At 61.3% G+C, this 24,687-nt stretch carries 18 protein-coding genes and 1 tRNA gene; 10 read left to right on the plus strand and 9 right to left on the minus strand.

The window, feature by feature from the left end:
• Positions 1 to 49 precede the first annotated feature (49 nt).
• The 4 genes from LVE68_RS00990 to LVE68_RS01005 are packed head-to-tail and all read right to left on the minus strand — an operon-like array spanning position 50 to position 6,771.
• Positions 50 to 2,509, minus strand: coding sequence for an endonuclease/exonuclease/phosphatase family protein (locus LVE68_RS00990; protein WP_232942318.1), 2,460 nt, complete (start codon positions 2,507 to 2,509; stop codon positions 50 to 52).
• A gap of 19 nt (positions 2,510 to 2,528) precedes the next feature.
• Complete coding sequence (locus LVE68_RS00995; protein ID WP_232942320.1) at positions 2,529 to 3,803, minus strand: glycosyltransferase; 1,275 nt, start codon at positions 3,801 to 3,803, stop codon at positions 2,529 to 2,531.
• Positions 3,800 to 6,061, minus strand: coding sequence for a hypothetical protein (locus LVE68_RS01000; protein WP_232942322.1), 2,262 nt, complete (start codon positions 6,059 to 6,061; stop codon positions 3,800 to 3,802). Before LVE68_RS01000 ends, LVE68_RS00995 begins: the two co-directional genes overlap by 4 nt.
• Complete coding sequence (locus LVE68_RS01005) at positions 6,061 to 6,771, minus strand: TVP38/TMEM64 family protein (protein WP_232942324.1); 711 nt, start codon at positions 6,769 to 6,771, stop codon at positions 6,061 to 6,063. The genes LVE68_RS01000 and LVE68_RS01005 overlap by 1 nt, the downstream gene beginning before the upstream one ends.
• Positions 6,772 to 6,992: 221 nt before the next feature.
• On the opposite strand from LVE68_RS01005, the gene LVE68_RS01010 reads away from it, so the two are divergent.
• Positions 6,993 to 7,754, plus strand: coding sequence for a TorF family putative porin (locus LVE68_RS01010; RefSeq protein WP_232942326.1), 762 nt, complete (start codon positions 6,993 to 6,995; stop codon positions 7,752 to 7,754).
• Between the two features lie 127 nt (positions 7,755 to 7,881).
• Entirely contained in the window at positions 7,882 to 9,345 is a 1,464-nt protein-coding gene (betB, locus tag LVE68_RS01015; RefSeq protein WP_232942328.1) for a betaine-aldehyde dehydrogenase, read from the plus strand.
• A 77-nt stretch (positions 9,346 to 9,422) separates the two neighbouring features.
• On the opposite strand, the gene betA is transcribed toward betB, so the two are convergent.
• The 4 genes from betA to rne form a co-directional block, all read right to left on the minus strand.
• Positions 9,423 to 11,132 (minus strand): choline dehydrogenase, encoded by a 1,710-nt coding sequence (betA, locus tag LVE68_RS01020; protein ID WP_232942330.1) that lies wholly within the window; start codon positions 11,130 to 11,132, stop codon positions 9,423 to 9,425.
• 9 nt (positions 11,133 to 11,141) lie between these two features.
• Complete coding sequence (gene betT / locus LVE68_RS01025; protein WP_232942332.1) at positions 11,142 to 13,208, minus strand: choline BCCT transporter BetT; 2,067 nt, start codon at positions 13,206 to 13,208, stop codon at positions 11,142 to 11,144.
• Between the two features lie 774 nt (positions 13,209 to 13,982).
• Positions 13,983 to 14,070 (minus strand) — tRNA-Ser (locus LVE68_RS01030).
• A 156-nt stretch (positions 14,071 to 14,226) separates the two neighbouring features.
• Positions 14,227 to 17,391, minus strand: coding sequence for a ribonuclease E (gene rne, locus LVE68_RS01035; RefSeq protein ID WP_232942334.1), 3,165 nt, complete (start codon positions 17,389 to 17,391; stop codon positions 14,227 to 14,229).
• Positions 17,392 to 18,161: 770 nt separating this feature from the next.
• Here rne and rluC point away from each other — a divergent pair.
• The gene (gene rluC / locus LVE68_RS01040; RefSeq protein WP_232942336.1) at positions 18,162 to 19,154 is read left to right on the plus strand and encodes a 23S rRNA pseudouridine(955/2504/2580) synthase RluC; all 993 of its coding nucleotides are present in this window, start codon (positions 18,162 to 18,164) and stop codon (positions 19,152 to 19,154) included.
• 39 nt (positions 19,155 to 19,193) lie between these two features.
• Positions 19,194 to 19,838: an HAD family hydrolase gene (locus tag LVE68_RS01045; RefSeq protein WP_232942338.1), complete on the plus strand. Its 645-nt coding sequence runs from the start codon at positions 19,194 to 19,196 to the stop codon at positions 19,836 to 19,838.
• A gap of 15 nt (positions 19,839 to 19,853) precedes the next feature.
• Here LVE68_RS01045 and LVE68_RS01050 read toward each other — a convergent pair whose 3' ends face one another.
• A complete protein-coding gene (locus LVE68_RS01050; protein WP_232942340.1) occupies positions 19,854 to 20,462 on the minus strand; it encodes a Maf family protein in 609 nt (202 codons plus the stop codon).
• A gap of 108 nt (positions 20,463 to 20,570) precedes the next feature.
• Here LVE68_RS01050 and LVE68_RS01055 point away from each other — a divergent pair, with 108 nt between their 5' ends.
• From LVE68_RS01055 to acpP, 6 genes are all read left to right on the plus strand, one after another.
• Positions 20,571 to 21,113 (plus strand): YceD family protein, encoded by a 543-nt coding sequence (locus tag LVE68_RS01055; protein ID WP_232942342.1) that lies wholly within the window; start codon positions 20,571 to 20,573, stop codon positions 21,111 to 21,113.
• Positions 21,114 to 21,188: 75 nt separating this feature from the next.
• Complete coding sequence (gene rpmF / locus LVE68_RS01060; RefSeq protein WP_232942344.1) at positions 21,189 to 21,380, plus strand: 50S ribosomal protein L32; 192 nt, start codon at positions 21,189 to 21,191, stop codon at positions 21,378 to 21,380.
• Positions 21,381 to 21,383: 3 nt separating this feature from the next.
• Positions 21,384 to 22,418: a phosphate acyltransferase PlsX gene (gene plsX / locus LVE68_RS01065; protein WP_232942346.1), complete on the plus strand. Its 1,035-nt coding sequence runs from the start codon at positions 21,384 to 21,386 to the stop codon at positions 22,416 to 22,418.
• 24 nt (positions 22,419 to 22,442) lie between these two features.
• Positions 22,443 to 23,387 carry an ACP S-malonyltransferase gene (gene fabD, locus LVE68_RS01070; protein WP_232942348.1) on the plus strand — a complete coding sequence of 315 codons (945 nt, stop codon included), beginning with the start codon at positions 22,443 to 22,445 and terminating at the stop codon, positions 23,385 to 23,387.
• 17 nt (positions 23,388 to 23,404) lie between these two features.
• Complete coding sequence (gene fabG / locus LVE68_RS01075) at positions 23,405 to 24,160, plus strand: 3-oxoacyl-ACP reductase FabG (protein ID WP_232942350.1); 756 nt, start codon at positions 23,405 to 23,407, stop codon at positions 24,158 to 24,160.
• 223 nt (positions 24,161 to 24,383) lie between these two features.
• A complete protein-coding gene (acpP, locus tag LVE68_RS01080) occupies positions 24,384 to 24,620 on the plus strand; it encodes an acyl carrier protein (protein WP_067080870.1) in 237 nt (78 codons plus the stop codon).
• Positions 24,621 to 24,687: the final 67 nt, after the last annotated feature.

The raw sequence follows: 24,687 nt of genomic DNA on the forward strand, positions 1-24,687 counted from the left end.
GAACGATTGGCCAAATCATATAGGTGCTGGGTAGGACCATCAAGTTAGTTCACGCTTCTTCCGTCGCGGTGTCGCTGGCGCCCTTGTCGTCTCCCTGTCCGGGGAAGGCCAGGTCGGTCACCAGTGGCAGGTGATCCGACGCAACCTGCGTGAGTTCGGTGCGCGGGACCAGTACCTTGGACACTTTCATGCGCCTGCCAATGAATATGTAGTCAATCCTTGCCCGGGACAGGCGGCTGGGAAAGGTTCCACGGGGACGGTGGTTGGCGAGGTGCACCTGGGCATCATGCAGGTGCTCTGTCAGGCGCTTGTGTTCCGCGGAATTGGGTAGGGCATTGAAGTCGCCCAGCAGCACCTTGTGCCCGGTGCATTCCGGGTGACCCAGCCAGTCCGGGCCCAGCAGCGCGTCCACCTGGCGCAGCCGCTCCGCCTTGCTGAGGCCCAGGTGCGTGTTAACGATCTGCACTTTCTCCCCGTTGTGGTCCACCTCTACCCAGACCGCCCCGCGGGGCTCGTCCACAGTGGGCAGGAGGGACAGGGGCGCTGCTTCCGGCGGGCCCGGCAATATATCCTTCTTGATCACTCGCATGGGCAGGCGGGACAGGATGGCATCGCCGTAGCGCTCCTCCTCCAGGTGGATCGCCGGGTGGAACTGGAAATCCATTTGCAGGTAGCGCGCGATCCGTTCCGCCTGGTCCTCGCCACCGCTGCGGGGACGGCTGACATCCAGCTCCTGTAATGCCACCACGTCCGGCTGGTAGCGGGCGATTACGCGGGCGATCCTGCGGGCCGAATACTTGCCGTCCATGCCCAGGCAACTGTGCACGTTGTAGGTCATCACCCGCAGGGTTTTCACCGCCTGTGGCCGGTGCACCGGTACCAGCGGGTAATAGTGATGCAGGAACTGCTGTGCGGCACGGCGGAGGTCCCCGGCACGCCAGTAGCCCTGGGAGGGGCGCCGGATATCCTTGGGCAACAGGGCAAAGGCATTGGTCTCATTGGGGCCGGGGCCGCCGTGGCTGCCGTTTTCGACCGCGAAGGTCATGGGCTTTTCACCCGCGCACCAGCCACACATGATGAAGTCGCCGGCATCCGGGTGGTGACACAGGCGCGCCAGGTCGATGGCGGTCTGCTCAGCGAAGGGATGCTCGTCACCCATCAGGCGCAGGCCGTCCCGGGGCAACTCCACGGCGCCATCGCGCCACCAGCCATGCACCGGGGCATCGTCCTCGTCAGAAGCCCGGTACAGTACCAGCGGCACCGCTGCGCGCTCCACAATCATTCGCGCTATCTCGGCCCTGGGCGTGCCGTTGGTGCGCAGGTTGTAGAGCATGGCCACCGGTCCCAGCGCCGCCAGGGCCAGCGGAGGCTCGGAGGCCGATACGTCGGAGTCGTCCGGGGGAATGATTTTCTCGATCCACTCACTGCCGAACATGCGCGCGCGCTCCAGCTGCACCCCGCGGCGTCCGGTGCTGCGATAGCTGGCATTGTCTCCGGGAAGGTCGCGCAGTGATTCGGACAGGGCCTCACCGAGGCTGCGGCCATGGCGCACCTCGTAGGGTTCCGCCTGTTCCTGGCCGTGGTCGGAGAAGATCCACACATCGTACTGGCGCTTATCAGAGCGGTGTGCGGCCCGCCAGATTCGCGCGATGGCATCGTCGATACCCTTCAGCACCCAGTGGGCGAAAGCAGAATTGGGACCGCGCCGGTGTGATTGCTCGTCATACCCGAGCAGGTTGACGTAAATCACCGGCAGGCCCCGGGCGATATCAATCTTGACCCCGAAAGTGCACAGCTCGCGCATCAGTATGGTGACCGCCACACGGGTGGGAATAAACATCAGCTCGCGCCAGAAGTTCTCCCCGGCAAAAACACCGCGAATCGAGTCGATCACCGCGAGTACCAGTTCCACCAGCAGCAGTGCGCCGGTACGGACCAGGCCCCAGAGGTTACTCAGGATCAGCAGGACCACCGTGAGTGGGCCGGCCTCCCGCAGGGCCGGGCCCCAGCCACGGGACGCCGGGCAGAAGTGTGCCTCGCCGTCAGACGTGCCAGCCCGGAACAGGCTCAGGTAGCAGCTGCCATCTTTCAGCAACGGGTCGTCTACACGCGCCTCGAGTTTTTCCTCCACGGCGCAGGCGGCATCGGGATCGTACATACGCACCAGCTGCTGGGTGTCGCGCATCATAAAGCCGAATGCGGGCACAATTGCGCGCACGCCATAAAAGAGCTCCGCCTGTACGGCGGGAGTGGTTGAGGGCACGCCGGGAAACAGGTGATCGAGCTGGTAGTGTTCCTTGCGAATCAGTTTCTGCACGAAGGGCATTCTTTTTCTGGCGAGCGCCTTCTGCAGCTGCGGGTAGGCCAGTCCGTCTACCTGGATCAGGATCAGGCCGTGGTCACTGGGATGGCTGTCGCTGGTGGGGAGTTTGAGCAGCCGGGCCATCCAGGCGCTGCGGCTGAAGCGGCGGCGCAGGCGGCGCAGGGCTGTCTCGATACGGCTCATCATAGGCAATAAAAACCTGGCACTAGCGGCGCGGCGGCTGGCCGAAGGCGGCACCTGCGGCACTGGTTACGCCTTCGAGAATATCCCACTGGGCGGCGATGAGGTTGCGCAGCCGCATCCACTGGTCGTAAACGGAGTCGTCGAGGGACCAGCTTTTTTTCAGCAGTGGCTGGTAGAGGTCGAGGGCCCGGCTCGCGCAGCGGTCCATGGAAAATCCCCGGGCGGTTTCCAGGGCCCCCGCACACAGCTGCCGGCGATCGTCGGCCCCGCGACTGTGGAGCCAATCGATGGCCCGGCGGAATTCCTCCCGGTTTTCGGCCATTACCAGGCGCCCGTTGATGCCATCGCGAACCACCTCGCGGGTGCCGTTGGCATCCAGGGCGACTACCGGCACCGAGGCTGCCATGGCCTCGGTCAGGACCATGCCCTGGGTTTCGCTGGTGGAGGCGAAGACGAAGGTGTCCATCGCGGCATAGGCATCGCGTTGGCGTTCACCCTGCAGGGTTCCGGGCATATGGAGCCTGTCGGCCATACCGCGGGCACTGAACAGGTTTTCGATGACTGTACTGCTTGGACCACTGCCCACCAGCAAGAAATGGCTGTCCGCATGTGCCTGCATAAAGTCTGCAACCGCTGCTGCGGTGAACTCGAGGTTCTTCTCCGCCGCAAGCCTGCCCAGGTGGCCGACTACGAAAGCCCCGGCCGGTATGCCCAGTTCGGACCGTATGCTCGCGCCGTTACCTGGCAGGTACTGCTCTTCCTGCAGGCCCGTGGGCATCTCCTCGATCCGGGTTGTAACACCCCGCTCGCGCAGAATGTGCGCAATGCTCTCGCTGGGCGCGAAAACCAGGCTTGCCAGGTTTGCGTAACGGGTTCCCAGCTCGATCACAAATCGCTTGAGGGCCTGGGAATCCGCCGGCACATAATGGGTGTAGCGCTCGTACAGGGTGTGATGGGTAAACACCAGGGGAAGCCCGCGGGAGCGGGCAATCCTCACCGCTGTCATGCCCAGCAGGAAAGGGTGGTGAGAGTGGACGATATCCGGCTGGAAGTCGTCCAGGCGCTCGCTCAGGTGGCCGGAGAAGGGCAGGGCCACGGAAAAGTCGCTGCCATTGAAATTCTGGATGGCGTGGATGCGTATTACATCCTGTTCACCTTTGATGTACTGGGAAAACTCCGGTGCGACGATCAATACCCGGTGCCCGCGCGCCCGGTACTCTGCGGCAAATGCCGCTACCGAGCGCGCCACGCCGCCTACATGGGGCAGGTAGGTATTGGTGAGCATGACAATGTTCACTGGGCGGTGAGCTCCACTTCCTGGGAGCCGGGCGCTACCCTGGCGGGGGCAAACCCCAGCGCCCGGACTTCGATCGGGGGCTCTTCACCGTGCCATTCGGCCATCCAGCTGACCCGCGGGACAATACCGGGTATCACCTCGACAGTAATGCGTCCGAAGCGTGTTGGTGCGGGCCCGAAACGGACCGGCGCAGTGGCGGTCTGGTCGCTCAGCCACTCGGGGGGCAGGCCGGAAACAAGCACCAGTGTGTCTCCCTCCTCGCGCACAAAACAGTTGCGCTGCATTGCCACCCACTCGGCGGCGGCCCAGGCGTGCTGGCCGTCGCCCATACAGCCGCCCAGCGAGTGCGGGTGGATGGCTTCGGGCCACTGGCCAGTCGGGGACGCAAGCTGGGCGACATTGCGCATCAGCTCCACACAACGGGCATCGCCGGCGCGCAACAGGACCTGGGCGATATGCAGGGTGAGGTAGGCATTAATGCCGGAATGGATCATATCCTGGAAAAAGCCGCCGCTGACAAAGCACTTTTCCATCAGGAATTCCGCCAGGTCGAGCAGTCGGGGGTCCTCCGCTGGGTAGAGTGAGAGTGGGTAGCCGGCGGCGATGGAGCCGATGGCGCCAGGGTCGAGTCGCCGGTTGGGCGACGCCGGCATCGCCGGGCGGCCGAGTCGCTCGGCAGCTGCGGCCAGGCTGTCATCGATGGTTTTTTGGAAATCCTTCGCCTGGGCGGCAAAGCGGGTGCTGTCGTTGTGAAGCCCCTCGCGCTCGCACATGTCGGCGGCGGCATGCAAGCCGCCCACGCCCCAGAAATCATCCCAGTAATAGCAGTCATTTGGACCCAGGTGCTCGGCACTGAAGCCTGCGGGCAGCAGTCCACCGCAACGGCTTCCATCTTTGGGCAGGCGCTTGTCGTCGATCCAGCTGGCCCCGCGCAGCACGGCGTCCCTCCAGCCGGGCTTGAGCCGCCGGTTTGTAAGCTGGCAGAAGAGATCGAAGATCCACAGCGCCTCGCCGTTGGAGTCCCACTCACCATCCTGGGAATGGAAAAAGCCATCCCGTTTCTGCCGGTGCGGGAACTGGTCCAGGGCCCGCTCGGCCCGGTCCACGAGGCCGGCATACAGCAGGGACTGGATCATGAATGCCGCGTCCCGGAACCAGAAGCGCTTGTAGGTATAGGGGCCGGGGTAAACATCCTTGGGTGAGTGCAGGATCAGCGTGCGGATGGCGGCGTCGTAAAGGAATTGTATCTTCTGGTCCGGCACCACCATTGCGCAGTGGTTGGCCAGGGTCTCACCCCAGTTGCCGGGTTTAGTGGCGGCGGGGCTGCCAGACCGGCTCACCGGGTCAGGTTCCAGCGGAATTTTCACCTGTACATCGAGGGGCTTACCGGGCTCGATGCGGAACATGGCGGCGGCCGTCGCCATGCCCACTTCGCACTCACCATGGGTGCGGCCGCCCTCATCGTGCAGGTGCAGGTAGATATCACCATGGTGGTAGTCCGAAGCCAGGTGTCGTTCCAGGGCACGATCGAACTCGACAGCGAATTTTTTCTCAATCAGCCATTTGCGCCGGTCATTATCCAGCCGCACCTTGTGGACGAAACTCACCCCTTCCGGGTTATAGGGACGCAGCGCCACTACCAGCCAGCCGCCGGCGCCGCTCTCTGCCTGGAGGTCGAGGAGGCACTGCTTGTCGCCGTTGGAACTTTCCACCATGGCGTGGTTGCGCAGGTGCATATCAGCATGGCTGGACTCGGTCAGGACGCTGATGTTGTCGCCCAGCAACAGCTCCTGGCGGCACTGTTCCAGCCGCGAGGGTATCAATTGTTCACCGCTCTCGCTGACCACCCATGTGTCGATTGACCAGCCGTCGTAGTGGGGGGTCAGCAGCCCGCGCGGATCCACCAGCGGCATTTCCTCGTAGTCCGGCAGGCCCACGGCAGTCCAGTTCCGGTGACTCAGGTTGCAGTGCGTAATGGAAAACGCGCGGGGTATGAATGATTGGTCCAGCGGGTCGAACTGGCGTTCGACCCAGTAGGGCCAGACCCAGTCCAGGTTATGCTGGATTACCTTGCTGTTGATCAGTGCGCGGGCATGGAAGATCACCCCGGCACGCAATAGCTCGATCGGTTCAGCTACCTCTGACGGTTGGGCAAAACGCTGCAGGTGCGCCATGACTGACAGCGGGTCTAGAAAGCCGTGGGAGGTGGCAAATTTGCGGACAAAGAAACGCCAGGGCAGCCATTTCATCCAGGGCATTACAGATCCTCCCGTTCGATTTTCTGTGCGAGGGCGCGCCTTGCAATACGGGTGATGCCGATCAGCGCCACGACCGCCAGTACAAAGCCGATACCATATAGTGTCCACTCTACCGGCGTGCGCTCCGACTCCATCGCTCCCAGTGTGGCCAGGTCCGAAGCGATGGAGCCGACATATACATTGTGAACGGTCAACGGGATGATGCCGATGGAGTTACCAATGACAAAATCCCTTAACCGCACTGGCGTCAAACCGAAAAAATAGTTTGACAGCTTGAAAGGGAAAAGAGGCACCAGCCGGGTTAGCATTACCAGGCGCCAGCCCTCATCCTTGATCACCTCCCCCAGGTGGGGTGGCTTCACATGTGACATCAGCCACCTTGATGGCCGTGGGCCAAACAGGTAGCGGGCGATCAGGAAGGCAATGGTGGCGCCGAGGACGGTACCCGCGACTACCAGTACGGTTCCCTTGATTACGCCGAAAACAAATCCCGCTCCCATGGTGAATATCACGCCCGGGGCCAGCACCACGATGGCCAGTGCAATGACCAGGATGAAGAGCAGGCTGGCCTGCCAGCCACGGCTCTCCATCCACTGCAGCAGCTCAATCAGCCGGTCGTCCAGGTCAAAGTAAAAAAGCAGCCCAAGGCCAATCCCCACCCCGATGGTGCAGAGCACGATGATCCAGACGGGTGCGTACTTGACTGCCATAGGTTCGCTCAAAAAGGATTACGGAAGAACAACTTTCGCGCTCTTCCACATAAGCCTAGCCAAGTGACGGCTGTTTTGTTGGCAGCAATATCCCGCCTGGAGCTGAAAAAAGAGGAGGGCGTCGCCAGTTCCTTGAAAAATTGCCTCCTTTGCCTATATGTAGCCTACCTGCCAGAGAAAGGCGTTCCCGCATGACGGCAGGCATATCAAGGAAGACACGCATGCATCTCTCAACAGGCCACAATTTACTCGTTTCGGTAGCCCTGATCGCAGCGCTGCTGCCGCTGGCGTCCTTCGCCCAGGAGCCTGAAGAGGAGGAAAGTGAAGAGCCCTCCTTTGGCACCTTCGGTGGTAGTGCCATGCTTGCCAGTGACTACATGTTCCGGAGCATTTCGAACTCCAACCTGCGGCCACAGGTCCAGGCGGATATGAACTGGTCCCACGATGCGGGTTTTTACCTGGGTGTGTGGGCCTCCAATACCGACTTTGGTGGCGCCGGAAACAGCATGGAGCTGGATCCCTATGTGGGCATGGCCGGTAATTTCGGCGAAAGCAACTTCAGTTACGACATCGGCTATTGGTCGTACAACTATCCCGGCTCCGAGTTCTCTCTGAACTACGGGGAAGTTTATGTCTATGTCACCTGGACATTGGATGATTTCTCCATTACCCCCAGTGTCTGGTACGCGGACAACTATTTTGGTGAAGACTTCCTCGATGAGGTTTCGGCCCTGGCGTATGAGGTGACCCTCGCTTACCAGCTTCCCGATAACTTTTCCGCGTCTGTGCGGGTGGGTGAGCAGACATTCGAGTCTGCATTTGACAACCTTAATTATGTCTACTACGACCTGGGCATGGATTATACGATCGAGGACTGGACGATGGACCTGCGCTGGTATGACACGGACGGCGTAGACCCATTCCTCGCCAATCCCAAACTGGCTGATGGCGAATGGGTATTTAGTATCACCCGCAGCTTCTAGTCGGCCCTGTTATCGGCACAGGACTCCTGGCCCGGATGGCCCAGGGTACGCCGGCCTGTTGCCGGCAATTCCTGTTTACTCTCCTAAACTCTTCACATGAAACTACTCTGGCCTCCGGGAGCAGCCAATGTCGGATTCCAATGATCGCCTACTCTGGATTCATGGTGAATATGTCGCCCCTGTCGAGGGGGAATTTTTCGATACCCTAAACCCGGCCACCGGTGAGGTGATCTGCAGGGTCGCGCAGGCCGGCGAGTCGGATGTTGACCGTGCTGTGGAGTCTGCACGGAAGGGGCAGGCCGAATGGGCGGCCATGAGTGGCGCAGAGCGGGGCAGGGTGCTGGTGGAGACCGCGAACCTGCTGCGAGGACACTGCGACGAGCTTGCCCGCCTGGAGTCGCTCGATGGCGGCAAGCCAATTGCGGAAACCCCGGAAGCGGATGTCGGCTCTGCAGCAGACTGCCTGGAGTATTTCGGCGGGCAGGCGGCGTCGCTGCATGGCGAGTACCAGTCTGTGCCCGGAGGCTTTTTCTATACCCGGCCAGAACCCCTGGGCATCTGTGCCGGTATAGGTGCCTGGAATTACCCGATCCAGATCGCAGCCTGGAAATCGGCGCCGGCACTGGCAGCGGGAAACGCGATGGTATTCAAGCCGGCTGAGCTAACGCCGCTGTCAGCCCTGCGGCTTGCTGAGCTGTTCAAGCAGGCGGGACTTCCTGACGGTGTCTTCAATGTGGTACAGGGCTTTGCCGAGACCGGCAAGGCGCTGACCGCACATCCGGGCATTGCCAAGGTTTCGCTGACCGGTGAAGTGGGCACCGGCAAGGCGGTAATGCGCGCAGCCGCTGACTCACTCAAGGCGGTGACCCTGGAGCTGGGCGGCAAGTCGCCATTGATCGTGTTTGACGATGCCGACCTGGACAACGCTGTAGGTGCCGCGCTGCTGGGTAACTTCTACACGCAGGGACAGATCTGTACCAACAGTACCCGTGTTTTTGTGCAGGAATCCATCCACGATGCGTTTGTGGAGAAGCTGCTGGAGCGCACCGGGAAAATGCGAGTCGGCGATCCCCTGGATCCTGCAACAGACGTTGGGCCCATGGTCAGTGCCGAGCATATGGAAGGTGTGCTGGCCTATATGGAGAAAGGCAAGGAAGAGGGCGGCAAGCTGCTGATCGGTGGCGGCCGGGCAAAGGTGGATGGGCTGGAGAATGGCAATTTTGTCGAACCGACCGTTTTTGACGGCCTTAACGATGACATGACGATTGTACGGGAGGAGATCTTCGGGCCGGTGCTGTCGTTGCTCAGCTTCTCCAGCGAGGAAGAAGTGTTGCAGAGGGCCAACAATACCGAGTTTGGCCTGGCCGGGGGAGTCTTTACCCGCGACATCCAGCGGGGACACCGTGTGGCCGCGGCCCTGGATGCGGGTATTGTATGGATCAATCATTACAACCTGACCCCGGTGGAGATGCCATTCGGGGGGTTCAAGCAATCCGGCATTGGCAAGGAAAACAGCCGCCGTGCATTCGAACATTACACCCGGCTGAAAACAGTGTATGTCGCGGAAGGGGACGTGGAAGCACCATACTGAATATCAGCGCGTTGCCGGGGCCCGTCGTATTGCACTGGCCGGCCCCGGTGCCCTGTACCAGCGATCAACCAGGGCGATCAGCCAGAGCTTTTATCGAGCGCGCGGTCGGCACTCCCCTCCCGCTGGCTGTCCTCCCAACCCTCTGCAAAATAGCTGTCGGCCCTGGATGGGGCCAGCATACCCTTGCCGCGGATATGGTCCGCGCCTTTCTCACCAATCATGATTGTCGGCGCATTCAGGTTGCCGTTGGTTACTGTTGGCATGATAGAGGAGTCCACCACCCTCAGGTTTTCCACACCGTGCACCCGGCATTCGGGATCTACCACGGCCATCTCGTCCGTGCCCATGCGGCAGCTCCCCGCCGGGTGATAAGCGGTTTCCGCGGTCTCGGCCAGCCAGTTATCGATCTCCTCATCGGATTGCACATCCGGGCCGGGTGAAACCTCGTCACCACGATAGGGGTCCATCGCTGGCTGGGCGAAGATCTCGCGGGTAAACCGCAGGCCGGCCCGGAATGCCTGCTTGTCCTCTTCGCGGGCAAAGTAGTTGAAGACCATCTCCGGTGCCTGCCTGGGGTCTGCGGATTTGAGCTTGACCCAGCCGCGGCTGAGTGGCTTGTTACAGCCCAGGTGTGCCTGGAAACCATGCCCCTTGACTGCACTGGAGCCATCATAGGCGATGGCGCCGGCGAGAAAGTGGTACTGGATATCGGGATACTTGAGGCCGGCACGACTGCGGATATAGCCGTTGGACTCGAATTGATTGGAAGTACCCAGCCCGCGCTTGAACAGCAGCCAGTTGATACCAATCCAAGCCTTGGAAAGCGGACCCAGCGAGCCGTTGAGTGTGATGTTCTGCTTGCAGCGTTGCTGCACCCAGACCTCCAGGTGGTCGTGCAGGTTCTGGCCCACGCCCGGCAGGTCGTGCACCACGTCAATACCATGTTCCTTGAGATGTTCTGCCGGACCGATACCCGAAAGCATCAGTAATTTGGGCGAGTTGAAGGCACTGGCAGAGAGGATCACCTCGCGGTTGGCACGGGCGCGGAATGTCTTGCCGCCCTGCTGGTACTCCACGCCGATTGCCTTCTTGCCATCCATGATCACCCGGGTGGTGAGGGCGTGCATTTTCAGTTCAAGGTTACTGCGGCTTAATGCCGGCTTCAGGTAGCCCAGGGCTGTTGAGCAGCGCACGCCGTCGCGCACGCTCATGTCCATGCGCCCGAATCCTTCCTGGCGGTAACCGTTATAGTCCTCGGTATAGCCGTATCCCGCCTGTTTGCCGGCCTCGATAAAGGCGCGATACAGGGGGTTCTTCATGTTATTACCGTTACAGGCGGTTATCGGGCCCTTGTCGCCACGGTACTCGTCAGCGCCATAGACGCAGTCTTCCGAGCGGCGGAAATAGGGCAGCACATCGGCATAGCCCCAGCCCTCGGCGCCGTGCTCTACCCACTCGTCGAAGTCGCCCTTGCATCCACGGACAAAGGCCATGCCATTGATTGAGGAGGAGCCACCGATCACCTTGCCCCGGGCCTGGTGGATACGCCGCCCGTGAAGGCCGGGCTCAGGCTCGGTGTAAAACTCCCAGTCATACTTGGGCATATTGAGGGGTATCGAGAAGGCAGACGGCATGCGGATAAAGATGGAGTTATCCTTGCCGCCATACTCCAGCAGTAACACACTGGTATTGCTGTCCTCGGTGAGCCGGGTTGCGACCACGGCGCCCGCCGAGCCGGCGCCGACGACGATGTAGTCAAAGGTCTGGTCGAACTTCTTTTCTGTCATCACTTTCCCCTAGGCCGGACCTGGCTCACCCTCTTCACCGGGTGTACGGTTTGCCAGTTCCCGCTTCATGTGGAGGTATTGCATATGGGCGGTGAACTGGTCGACGATATCGCCAATCATTTGCTCTTTTGAATAGCCCATCAGGTCGTATGTCAGGCCGCCGACCCGCAGGTGTGGTTCAAGGCGGTAGTAACTGGAGCGTGGTTTTTCCGCCCGCATGGTAAACGCCGGCATCGAGCACTGGCGTGGCCAGATCTGGTAGGTGAAGTCGACTTCATCACCCATGTCCACATCCAGTGACAGGTGCAACTCATCGCCACTCCCGCCCGAAATACGCACCGGGTGCCCGCGCTCCTCAAGCTCTTCCTTGACGGCCTCGAACGCGGGCTTCGCGGTCCGTTCAATAAACTGCTCTACCTGCTTGAGGGTGGGGAAGCTGATGGCCCGGGAGAGCCGCTGTGTCCAGTTGGTCGCCCCCTCACCCGCGACGGTACGGCCCGAAAGGTGTCCTGCCAGCACGTCCTGCATACTCTCGGATTTCAGGCTCTCGAGGCGCAGCGCCTTGTTGAGGCCCATCATCATCATGATCAACACAAATGCGAATGGAAGGCCCATGATCACTACTGCGCTCTGCAGGGCTGCCAGCCCGTCGGTCATCAGTAGCGCTACAGTAACGATACCAATGATTGCGGCCCAGAGGATCCGCATCCATGGGGGGGCGTCGTGGTTCGGGTCGGAGAGCCGGCAGGTCAGGTTGGAGAGTACCAGTGACCCGGAGTCACCTGAAGTGACAAAGAAAACGATTGAGAGAATAGTGACTGCGATGGTGGTCAGCATGGTCCACGGCATCTGTTCCAGGAACAGGTAGATGGCAGACCCGGGCTTCTCAATTGCCTGGGCGCCAAACTCGGTGGCCCCGCCCAGCACCATGTCAATCGCGGAGTTACCCATGATTGCCATCCACGCGGCCATGAACATGAAGGGCAGGATCAGGGTGCCGGCGACAAACGAGCGGATGGTGCGGCCCCGGGAAATTCGTGCCAGGAACAGGCCGACAAACGGGCCCCAGGCAATCCACCAGGCCCAGAAGAAGATGGTCCAGGCATTCAACCAGTCCTGCGGCGGGTCGAAGGCAAAAGTATTGAATGAAAGCTCGATAAAGTTCTGGATGTAGTCGCCCATATTGGTAACAAAGGCGTCCAGCAGGAAGCGCGTCTGGCCACTGAACAGCACGAACAGCATCAGGATGATGGCCAGCAACATATTGAATTCCGACAGGCGGCGAATGCCGCGTTCCACCCCGGTGGCTGCAGAGATTGCCGCAAACACAACAATCAGGATGGCCAGGACCGACTGGGTGAACGTGCCCTCCGGTACGCCGAACATGTACTTGAGACCGAAGTTAAGCTGGATGATACCAATGCCCAGGCTGGTGGCGACGCCGAACACGGTACCCAGTACGGCGGCGATATCCACGGCATGCCCGATTGGTCCGTATATCCGGTTGCCAAACAGGGGGTAAAGCGAGGAGCGGATTGTCAGGGGCAGTCCATGGCGGTAACTGAAAAACGCCAGTGACATCCCCACCAGCGTGTACACGCCCCAGCCGGATAGGCCCCAGTGCAGGAAAGTGATGGCCATGGCATTGCGAGCGGCTTCCTCGGTCCCGCCTTCACCGACAGGAGGCGTCATAAACTGCGTTACCGGCTCCACAATACAGTAGAAAATCAGGTCAATGCCGATACCGGCGGCGAAGAGCATTGCGGCCCAGGTGACAACATTGAATTCCGGCTCTGCATGATCCGGCCCCAGCTTGATATCACCATACTTGGATACGGCGATAAAAATAACGAAGACCAGGTAGGCCACGACGGCCAGGAAGTAGAACCAGCCGAAACTGCCGGAGATCCATGCCAGCACACCGTAAATGACGTTGCTGGCCTGTTCCGTGAAGATCATCGCCCAGAGTGAGAACAGGAAGATACCGATGACCGAGCTCAGAAACACGAGCCACTTGATCTTTGCTTCTTCAGCTGTCGCCTTTGAGGACGCCTCGGAGGACTTGGGATCGTGCATATACGCTACTCGCGATATTGGGTGACATGAGGATAGACCATGCCCGCTTGGCGAGAGGGCATGGGAATAGGGTACAAACTTACTTTATAGACGATGGCGGGAGTATTTCATTACAGGATGTGGGCTCTGGGGTGCCTGATGGTTTCCTGCCCGCGGAAGTGGCGTGAATATGCTCCGGGAGTGGGCGGCTTCGCTGGCTGTGCAGTGGCCTCGAAAAATTCGCTCGGGACTGTGTCCTGCCGTCGTGAACTTCGGTGCCCCAGTTTGCGAGACAAGTTGGTCGGGTCGAACGAGGGGCCTCATCCAGATCTACCCCGCCACCATATAAAAAACACGGCATGAAGCCGGGTTTCTTTATATGGCGGTGGGGCAGGGATGCGCTTCGCTTCTCTCGCGGCTCTCTGGGCGTCGCCCTCCGAGTCGAACGGGGTTCTCATCCAGATCTACCCCAGCACCACACAAAAAAGCCCGGCATAAAGCCGGGCTCTTTTGTATGGCGGTGGGGCAGGGATGAGCTCGCTGCGCTCACTGGTCTCCGCGGGCTTGCGCCCGCTCCGGCTCGAACGGGGGCTCTCATCCAGATCTACCCCGCCACCATATAAAAAAACCCGGCATGAAGCCGGGTTTCTTTATATGGCGGTGGGGCAGGGATGAGCTCGCTGCGCTCGTTGGTCTCCGCGGGCTTGCGCCCGCTCCGGCTCGACCGGGGGCTCTCATCCAGATCTACCCCGCCACCATATAAAAAAACCCGGCATGAAGCCGGGTTTCTTTATATGGCGGTGGGGCAGGGATTCGAACCCTGGGACCTGTTACAGTCAACGGTTTTCAAGACCGCCGCTTTCGACCACTCAGCCACCCCACCAGATTGTCCGGCGCATTATACCGACGTGGTTGTCGGGTACAAGAGCGTGGATAATTTTTTTAAGTAGTTCAATAAGTTAGCTGTATTTTTGAGCAATTTCGGCGCCTGGCTCGAGTGACGTTGGAGGCCCGTGGCGGGCACGGGCCTCCTGTCTGCTTAGCTCGCCTGGGCTGAACCGTCGTCGTTCGCCTGGCTTCCTTCCCGGGCAACACGTGGGTCGTTGGCCGGGCGGGCGATGGTGCGGGGCTTGTGCTCAATAGCGGCCGGGGTGGACGTGTCCAGCGGCTGCTTGAGTCCCATATCGCGCTGCTCCGTTACGATCGCCAGTGTACCCAGCGGTTTCGGGTTCACGCGCGGATCGTTGCTGGCTCGAGCGGGCGTAGCACCGGTCGGGGCTGCCTGCTTCGGCTCAGCTGCAACCGGGGCTGCTGTGGGTGCTTCAGCAGCCGGCTCCTCTGGCTGCTCTGCAGCTGCGGGTGCCTCAGCAGCTTCTTGAGCCACTGCTTCCGGTTGCTGGACCTCTGCCGCCGATTCGGCAGCTTCCTCAGGCTCGGGCTGCGCAGGTGCCATTGCGGCTGCTTCAGGCGCTTCGGCTTGCGCGGTATCGGCACGCGGCGCTTTGGCGGCTTCCTCTTCGGCAGTGACCTCGGCAGTGGTGACCTTGCTCTCGGCTTCCGGAGCCTTGGCGGGCGCACCTGCAGTTTCCTCCTCGGCAGTTGCCGGGCTCGGCGCCGGAGCCTCCTGTGGGCGCTGCTCGTCCCTGTCGCCACTGGGCTCAGCGGCTTTCGCGGAGCGCTCCGCCTCCTCGCCGGAATCCTTGCGTGCTTCCCGCTGGCGACGGGGTTTCCGCTCGACCTTTTCTTCCGCGGCCTCGCCCTCGGCTTTACCTTTGCCCTTGTCGCTCTCGGACTTGGCAGTCTCTTCCGCCCGGGCTTCCTTCGACTTCCGGGGCTGGCGCTCTGCCTTCGGCTCACGCTTGCCTTCCGTAGCGGCCTCCGGCTTCTGGCCGGCAGCAGCCTCTACAGTGGCCTGCTGTTGCTTGTCGGCAGATTTCTTGGCTTCGCCCTCGGCTTCGTCAATGGCTTCATTGACTTCACGATCCAGCTCTTCCTGGCTCTGGGCTACGGCAGCTGCTGCCTTGTTTTCACCGCGGCGACCGCGACGACGGGGCTGGGGCCGGCCGCGCACATTGCCGGGGCGGCGTGCGGGACGTTCCTGGCCTTCGGTTTCAGCTGTAGTCTCGGGAGCTTCTACCGCTTCCTCTACCGTTGCCTTCTCGGCGGTCTGCTGCTGGCCTTCCTCGCGACGGCGGCGACCTTCACCACCGCGACGGCGGCGGCGGCGACGCTGCGGACGCTCGGCGCCCTGGGCCTCATCACGCTTGGCTGTTTCGGGCCTTTCCTCGCGCTTCTCCTCACGCTTGTCCTGGCGTTTACCTTCACGTTTTTCAGCCTGCTTCTCGGGCTGCTTTTCCTCGCGGCGGGAGTCGTCGCGACGGCGACCACCACGGCTGGAGCGGCCACCACGGTTACCGCGCTGGCTGCCACCGCGGCCGCGCTTCTGGTAGTTCTTGCCGCCGCCCTTGGTCTTCTTGTGCTTCTTGGTCTTGTCCTCTTCCTCACCACCGGAGAAGAGGGCGGAGATCGCGCTGATCAGGCGTGCGACCAGGCCCGGCTCTGCCTTCTTGGCGGGAGCTGCCGGCTTCTCGGTGGGCGTGGGCGCAGGTGCGGTGTGGGCAATCTGCTGAACCGCCGGTTGGGCCGGGGCGCGAGCCGGTTCCTCTTCCTTGTCCGGTGCCTCTTCCAGGGTGCCGGCAATCTTGTAGGAGGTCTCCAGCGTCGCAGTTTCGTCGTCGCGCAGGCGCTGCACCTCGAAATGCGGGGTTTCCAGGTCGGCGTTGGGTACTACCACCACGCGGGTGTTATTGCGCGATTCGATCTGGGAGATCGCCTTTCGCTTTTCGTTCAGCAGGTAGGTGGCGACATTGACCGGGCAGATCGCGCGAATCTCGGCACTGCGCTCTTTCTTGGCCTCTTCCTCCACCAGGCGCAGGATGGACAGCGCCAGGGACTTGGTGCCACGAATGGTGCCCTGGCCGCTACAGCGCGGGCAGACACGGAAAGTGGTTTCACCCAGGGACGGGCGCAGGCGCTGGCGAGACATCTCCAGCAGGCCGAAGCGGGAGATGCGGCCGATCTGGACACGTGCCCGGTCCATGCTCAGTGCCTTCTCCATACGCTTCTCGACTTCGCGCTGGTTGGACTTGTTCTGCATGTCGATGAAGTCGATCACCACCAGGCCGCCCATATCCCGCAAACGCAGCTGGCGGGCGATTTCGTCCGCGGCTTCCAGGTTGATAGAGCGTGCGGTCTCCTCAATGTCGCCGCCCTTGGTGGCGCGGGAGGAGTTGATGTCGATGGAAATCAGGGCCTCGGTCACGTCGATAACGATGGAACCGCCGGAGGGCAGCTTCACTTCGCGCTCGAAGGCGGTCTCGATCTGGCTCTCGATCTGGTAACGGTTGAAGAGCGGGATTGCGTCTTCGTAGTACTTCACCTTGTTGCTGTAGTGGGGCATTACCTGGCGCGCGAATTCGGCGGCCAGCTGGTAAGCACCCTTGTCATCAACGATGACTTCACCGATATCGTCACGCATGTAATCGCGGATCGCGCGGATAATGACGTTGCTTTCCTGGAACAGGAAGTGGGGCGCCTTGGTTTCATCTGCTTCAGTCTTGATTGCTTCCCACAGCTGCAGCAGGTAGTTGAGATCCCACTGGAGTTCCTCACCGCTGCGGCCAACGCCGGCAGTACGGACGATAATGCCCATACCGGAGGGGACTTCCACGCTGGAGAGGGCGTCGCGCAGCTCGGAGCGCTCGTCACCCTCGATGCGGCGGGAGATGCCGCCGGCGCGGGGATTGTTCGGCATCAGGACCAGGTAGCGGCCCGCCAGGCTGATGAAAGTCGTGAGGGCGGCACCCTTGTTGCCGCGCTCCTCTTTGTCCACCTGGACAATGACTTCCATGCCTTCCTTGACCACATCCTTGATCTTGATGCGGCCTTCGATGTCTTTGGGCTGCTTTACGAAGTATTCGCGGGAGATTTCTTTCAAGGGCAGGAAGCCATGGCGCTCCTCGCCATAGTCGACGAAGGCAGCTTCCAGGGAGGGCTCGACGCGGGTGATCTTGCCCTTGTAGATATTGGCTTTTTTCTGCTGGCGGGTGCGGTTTTCGATATCCAGGTCGTACAGCCACTGGCCGTCGACCAGGGCTACGCGCAACTCTTCAGGTTGAGTTGCGTTGATCAGCATTCTCTTCATGCGTGTCTTGTATCCTTGCGTTGCGCAAAGGGGACACACTGGGGTCGCAGGCTTGTTGTCAGGTGCGATGCAGAACCGTCCGCATAGCGTCGCAGGGTACAGGGGTGCGCCTCTGCCGCAGGGGCAGGGTGGCGATGACCCGCTGGTCTCACTGCCGTACCTCGGGCCACACGCAATTGGCTGTGCAGCCTTCGGACCTCCGGTGCTGTAATGCGCACCGCCCGCCGGGCCGCGGGGATTTCCGCTACCGGCAGGACCGCCCTGTAGCTGGTGTGTCACACGCTAACCGGGCGGCGGGGATAACTTTTGTCGTCTGGCTCTGTTGTTTCCGGCTTGTGGCCGGGCCCCTTCATTTCTGTATTTGTGTCGCCCGGGCATGCCTGGTCTTCATATGCTGCCCGGTGGGCCAGTTCGATCGCTGGCCAGCTGAAACAGAGCGGGACGTAAAGTGTCCTGAGTCTTTCTTCAAGCGCTGCGGGCCTCAGCCCGTCTTACCTTCGCGATAAATGCCCGCCGTTCAGGCGGGGGTCAAAAGCCGACGAGGTGCCCGATACATTCTGGTAGTGGGGCTTGCCTCATCGACAGAGTTTTGTTGATGTCGCGGTTGTCCGCGCACCGGCCGATTGGCGGTATTTTCTCTTGAGCGATGCCTGAGCCCACAACTACGGGAGCCGCGCATCGCCGAAAACCAGCCCAATTCAGGCTGCCCGAATATAGCATGGCCCGGATGTTGCTTCAATTGCGGTCGCTCTGCGGCTATCATGCGCCCCATGCGAAGTAATGACCCCTCCGGCAAGGCCAACCCGGCCACCGATTCCACCAGTGCAGGCTCTCCTGGCGTCCGGTTCCTGACAGTTCCGCCCGACCTTGCGGGCCAGCGTATCGACAACTTCCTGCAGGCGCGCCTGAAGGGGGTGCCGCGCTCCCGCATCTACCGGATCCTGCGCAAGGGCGAGGTGCGCGTAAACAAGGGGCGGGTAAAGGCGGAATACCGGCTGCAGGCGGGTGACCAGGTGCGCGTGCCGCCGATCCGGACCGCCGAGCAGGCCCCGCCCGCCGTGGCCGGGGAGTCCCTGCGGAGCCTCGTGGAGCAATCCATACTTTATGATGAAAAGGGCCTGATGGTGATCAACAAGCCGTCCGGCCTTGCGGTACACGGTGGCAGCGGTGTGCGCCTGGGCCTGATTGAGGTCCTGCGGCAGATGTTTCCGCAGAGCCCCTTTATCGAGCTGGTTCACCGGCTGGACCGGGATACCAGTGGCGCCATTATGGTGGCGCGCAAGCGCTCGGTCCTGCAGCACGTGCAGGCGGAGCTCCGTGCCGGCCGGGTGGGCAAGTCGTACCTGGCGCTGGCCTGTGGTAAATGGCCGCGTGGGCGCAAGCTGGTGGAAGCGCCATTGCGCAAGAATACCCTCAAGAGCGGCGAGCGCATGGTGTCGGTGGCTGCGGATGGCAAGCCGTCCCAGACGCGCTTCCAGGTGCTGGAGCGATTTGCCGGGGCGACCCTGGTGTCTGCGGAGCCGGTCACGGGGCGCACTCACCAGATTCGTGTACACGCGCAATTTGTCGGTTGCCCGCTGGCGGGGGACTCCAAGTACACGCCGGATGAGGATAATCGCCGATTCCGGGAGCTGGGCCTGAAGCGCCTGTTCCTGCACTCGGCGAGCGTGTCCTGCTCCCTGCCTGGTGGGGAGTCGGTAAAAGTTGAAGCTCCGCTTTCCGGGGAGTTGGAGGCGGTGTTGGCGACACTGCGCCGGGGCTGACCCGGCAGTTGGCTAAAAGATGTAGAGCAGGTGACGGGAATGCTGGTAATTCTGGACTGGGACGGGACTGTCTGTAACTCCGCAGAGCGGATCGTGCTGTGTATGCAGCGGGCGGCCGAGCGTGCCGGCCTGCCGGTTCTCGCCCCGGAGGCGATTGGCAACATTATTGGCCTGGGCCTGCCGGAGGCGCTGGCGGCGTTGTTCCCCGAGGCTGACAGCGGGCAGCGCCAGCAGATGCGCGAGTTTTACTCGGAAGAGTGGCTTGCTGCCCGTGGCGAGCCGCTCCCCCTGTTCGATGGCGTGCTGCCGACCCTGGACAGGCTGCTGGGCAGTGGTCACCACCTGGCGGTGGCGACCGGGAAAAGTCGTCGGGGCCTGGATCGCGAACTCGGTGAGCGCGGCCTTCACGATCTGTTTCGCTCCAGTCGCTGTGCCGATGAAACGGCCTCCAAGCCGGACCCGCGGATGCTACAGGAAATCCTGCAAGAGACCGGTTGCCGGGCGGAAGAGGCGGTGATGGTGGGAGATACCGTCTATGACCTCGAGATGGCGGCGGCCCTGCAGATGCCGTCCATCGGGGTCAGCTATGGGGTGCATGAGCCCGAGCGCCTCCAGGCCTGGAAGCCCCGCGCCATTATCGATCATTTCTCAGAATTATTGCGCTGGCCGCCCCTCGTACCCTGAATTCCGGCGCCATGGTTACTCCCCTGTGGGGGCTTCAGGGCCGGAGAGTGGGTCGATGCCAAACTCCCCCAGCAATTTAATTAGTCGAATTAATGGAAGGCCAATCAGGCTGTTGTAGTCTGACCCTTCCATTTTTTCGAATAGTGCTATCCCCAGACCTTCCGCCTTAAACGAACCGGAGCAATCCAGCGGTTGTTCGCGCTCTACGTAGCTGCGGATTTGCTCCTGCGACAGGTTGCGGAAGGTTACGGTGAAGGCTTCCACTTCGGTCAGCTGGCGGCCGCTGCCTGGTTCCAGCAGGCTGACGCCGGTGTGGAAGGTCACGCGGCGGCCGCTACAGGCGGTGAGCTGGGCGATGGCGTTATCGCCGGTGCCGGGCTTGCCCAGCAGGGTGCCGGCGCACTCGGCCACCTGGTCCGAGCCGATGATCAGTCCGCGGGGGTAGCGGCCGGCAAGGGCGCTGGCTTTCTCTGCTGCCAGCCGGGCGGCGAGCGCGGCTGCAGTCTCTTCCGGCAGTGCTGCTTCATTTATATGGGGCGAGGCGCTTTCGAAAGGCAGTTGGAGTTGTTGGAGCAGGGCGCGCCGGTAAGGTGAGCTGGAGGCTAGAATCAGGGAGTGGGGCATGGCTTTGGTTGGTCCTTGCATGGCTGCCGGAGTCGGTTTGCAGTCCGGATATTGGGCGGACTGAATTGTTTTGACAAGGGTGGGGCGAGTCCATAGAATTGCGCGCTTATGTCGATACCCCCCTCTAAATCAGAGCTGCCGCGCCGCCTGGACGCACGCAAGCTGGCGCAGCGAGAGCAGAAGCTTTCGGGCACGGTTCCCCTGGCCCAGTTGGAGCGACTGAAGGCAGCGGTGGAGTCTGTGGAAGAGGATGTGCAGGCAGACCTGGAGTTCGCCAGGGACCTGCACGGTCACTTTACCGTAACCGGGCATCTGCACGGCGCGGTCACGCTGCTTTGCCAGCGCTGCCTGCAGCCCATGCCGGTGCCGGTGGAGGGAGAGTTCCATTGGGGGATTGTCTGGTCCGAGGAGCGGGGCAAGGCGCTGCCCAAGGACCTCGACCCGGTCATACAGGACAGTGACGAACTGGAACTGTATGAAGTGTTGGAAGATGAGATTTTGCTCAACCTGCCGATGGTGGCTTACCACGATGAGGAGTGTGTCGCCAGCGAGCACTTCCACGCTGGTGAAGAGTCAGCGGGGGAGGATGAGCAGCGTGAAAACCCCTTTAAAGTGCTGGAACAGTTGAAGGGTTCGTCGGGTAAGTCGTAACAGGCTCCCGCCGAGTTTGGGCTCGCCGGTAGGCGCCCCGGTTCCAGTGTAACTTGTTGATTTTAGGAGCAAGCCATGGCTGTTCAACAAAACAAAAAGACCCGTTCCCGTCGCGGTATGCGTCGTTCACACGACGCCCTGGACTCTGGTGCGGCTCTTTCCGTCGACCCGACGACCGGTGAGAAGCACCGTCGTCACCACGTGACCAAAGACGGCTTTTACCGTGGTCGCAAGGTGATTGATGTCGGCGGCTCTGAAGAAGAGTAAGTCTTGTCCAGCCAATTACGATTGGCCGTGGATGCGATGGGCGGGGACTTAGGTCCCCGCTCTGTCGTTCCGGCCTGCGTCAGGTTTCTCCAGCGTTTCCCCGAGGCGGAGCTGAAGCTCTTCGGCCCCCGCGAACTCCTTACCCGGCTCCTTGAGGAGCAGCACAAGCCTTCCCTGATCCGTCGCCTGCAGGTGGTGGACTGCGAGCAGGTCATTACCCAGCAATGCAATCCCATCCAGGCGGTGCGCCGCAAGCGTGATTCTTCCATGGGGCGCGCGTTACAGGCGCTCGCGGATGGCGAGGTGCAGGCCGTGGTCAGCTCTGGCAACACCGGTGCACTGCTGGCGCTCTCCCGCAGTATCCTGGGGACCATTGACGGCGTCCGCCGGCCGGCGCTGGGCAAGTCCCTGCCCACCGAGAGGGGGTCGTGCTTCCTGCTCGACCTGGGTGCCAATATCGATTGTACTGCCGAGGACCTGCTCCAGTTCGCGCGCATGGGTATTGAGGCCCAGCGTGTGCATGCGGACAAGTGCGACCTGCAGGTGGCGCTGCTCAATATTGGTGCCGAGGCGCACAAGGGTACCGAGGAGATTCGCCGCGCGGCAGAACTTTTCGAGGCCGACCCGGAAATCCATTACGCGGGTTTCGTCGAGGGGCACGATATTTTCACCGGGCGCGTGGATGTGGTGGTCTGTGACGGGCTGCTGGGAAATGTGGCAATGAAGTCCGCCGAGGGCGTCATTAGACTTATGGGTCAAAAAGCGTTTACGATCGAGAAAAAGACGCCGTTTAAGCGTTTTTTTGGCCAGTTAGCCATAAAGCTGTTGCGAAAATGGCGTACACAGGTGGAACCCGCCCGCTATAATGGCGCCAGCTTTTTAGGGGTGAGGGGCAACGTAATCAAGAGCCACGGTGGTGCCAGCAGTGAGGCATTTTTCCGGGCCATGATTACCGCCAAAGAGTGCGCTGATGCGGATCTCGCCGGCCGGGTAGGCCGCGCCATGTCAGAGATGCACCGGCAGGTCCCGCACCAATAATGCAACCAGGTGTAAGGATGTCCCATGACCAATGCAAGGCTCGCATTCGTCTTTCCCGGCCAGGGTTCCCAGCAGATTGGCATGCTGGCCGAGGCCGCGGCTGAATTTCCGGAAATCCGGTCCACTTTCGAAGAGGCTTCAGGGGTGCTCGGTTACGACCTCTGGGATCTCTGCCAGAACGGCGAACAGGCCGCAATCAATCTCACCGAACGTACGCAACCACTGCTGCTGACAGCCAGTGTCGCCCTGTATCGCGCCTGGAGCGCGAAGGGTGGTGCCCGCCCGGCATTGATGGCGGGCCACAGCCTGGGTGAGTGGTCCGCGCTGGTGTGTGCCGGCACCCTGGCGTTTACCGATGCGGTGGCCCTGGTGCGTGAGCGCGGGCGCCTGATGCAGGAAGCCGTGCCGGCGGGCGAGGGCGCCATGGCGGCGGTGATCGGGCTGGATGATGCCGCGGTGGAAGCAGCCTGCAGCGAGGCTGCCCAGGGTGAAGTCGTCGCGGCTGTGAACTATAACTCGCCCGGCCAGGTCGTAATCGCCGGCAGCAAGGCTGCCGTCGAGCGGGCAATCGAGGGCTGCAAGGCCGCGGGTGCCAAGCGCGCCATGCCGTTGCCGGTCAGCGCGCCGTTCCACACCGAGCTGATGCGGCCAGCGGCGGAAAAGCTGGCCCCAAAGATCGAGCAGACTGAGTTTCACGTGCCGGAAATCCCGGTGGTACACAATGTGCATGCGCGCAGGGAAATGGATCCCGCGGCCATCAAGTCCCTGATGGTTGAGCAGATCTACAGCCCTGTCCGCTGGACCGCCTGCGTGCAGGCGATGGCGGCGGATGGCGCCGAGCAGCTGGTGGAGTGCGGCCCGGGCAAGGTTCTTGCCGGGCTGGCGAAGCGAATCGACCGCGGCCTTACCGCAATGAATATTGAAACCCCGGCGCAGCTTTCCGAGGCGGCGCTGGCAACCGCTGAATAAGCGATCCTGGAGCAGTAATGACAATAACAACGTCCCTTAACGACAGGGTTGCCCTGGTTACCGGCGCGAGCCGCGGCATTGGCGCCGCGATCGCCGATACCCTGGGCAGCCTCGGCGCCACGGTGATCGGCACCGCGACCAGCGAGGCCGGCGCTGAGAAGATCAGTGCCCGCCTGGCGGAAAAAGGCATAAAGGGTGCGGGCAAGGTCCTGGATGTGACCAGTGCCGACAGCCTTGCCAGCCTGCTGGCGGCGATTAAAGAGGAGTTTGGTGCGCCCACCATCCTCGTCAATAATGCAGGTATTACCAAGGACAACCTGCTGATGCGGATGAAGGATGAAGAGTGGGCGTCGGTCATCGACACCAACCTGAGTGCCGTCTACCGTGTCACCAAGGGGTGCCTGCGGGATATGACCAAGGCCCGCTGGGGACGCATCATCAATATCAGTTCCGTTGTCGGCAGTATGGGCAACGCGGGCCAGAGCAATTACGCCGCCACCAAGGCCGGTGTGGCTGGTTTTGCCCGCTCCCTGGCTGCCGAGGTCGGTTCCCGTGGTATCACCGTCAATACCGTGGCGCCCGGCTTTATCGATACCGACATGACCCGCGTCCTGCCGGAGGAGCAGCGCGAAGTGCTGATGAGCAAGATTCCCCTGGGTCGCCTCGGGCAGCCCGAAGAGATTGCATCGGTTGTCGCATTTTTAGCCAGTGAAGCCGGTGGCTATGTGACCGGTGAGACCATTCATGTGAATGGCGGCATGTACATGGCTTGAGTTGGTTCTCAAAAACCAACCCTAACTGATTGATTGATAAAGATTTTATAGAGTAGTTTATGGCTGGGGCCGGCGGTGCATTACATACCGGAGAAATCAGGGTACAATGCCGCCTCGCATTAACCATAAGCTGTGTGAGCCGGTCGTTATAACCGCATCAAACAGCGGCTTAAAAGAATAACGACTAATACAGATTTTCATCCACTAGGAGTTAAATTGAATCATGAGCAGCATTGAAGAGCGCGTCAAAAAGATTGTTGCTGAACAACTGGGCGTAAAGGAAGAAGACGTAAAGCCTGAAGCCTCTTTTGTTGAAGATCTGGGCGCTGACTCCCTCGACACAGTTGAGCTGGTAATGGCCCTGGAAGAGGAATTCGAGACCGAGATTCCGGACGAGGAAGCCGAAAAGATCACTACTGTTCAGCTCGCCATCGATTACATCAAGGAAAACCTTGGTTAATCCGAGCTGGATGGAATAAGGCCGGGTCGACACATGATCGTCCCGGTCGCTTGAATATCGCGAGAGC

The sequence above is a fragment of the Microbulbifer sp. YPW16 genome (assembly GCF_021290385.1).
Lineage (GTDB): Bacteria > Pseudomonadota > Gammaproteobacteria > Pseudomonadales > Cellvibrionaceae > Microbulbifer > Microbulbifer zhoushanensis.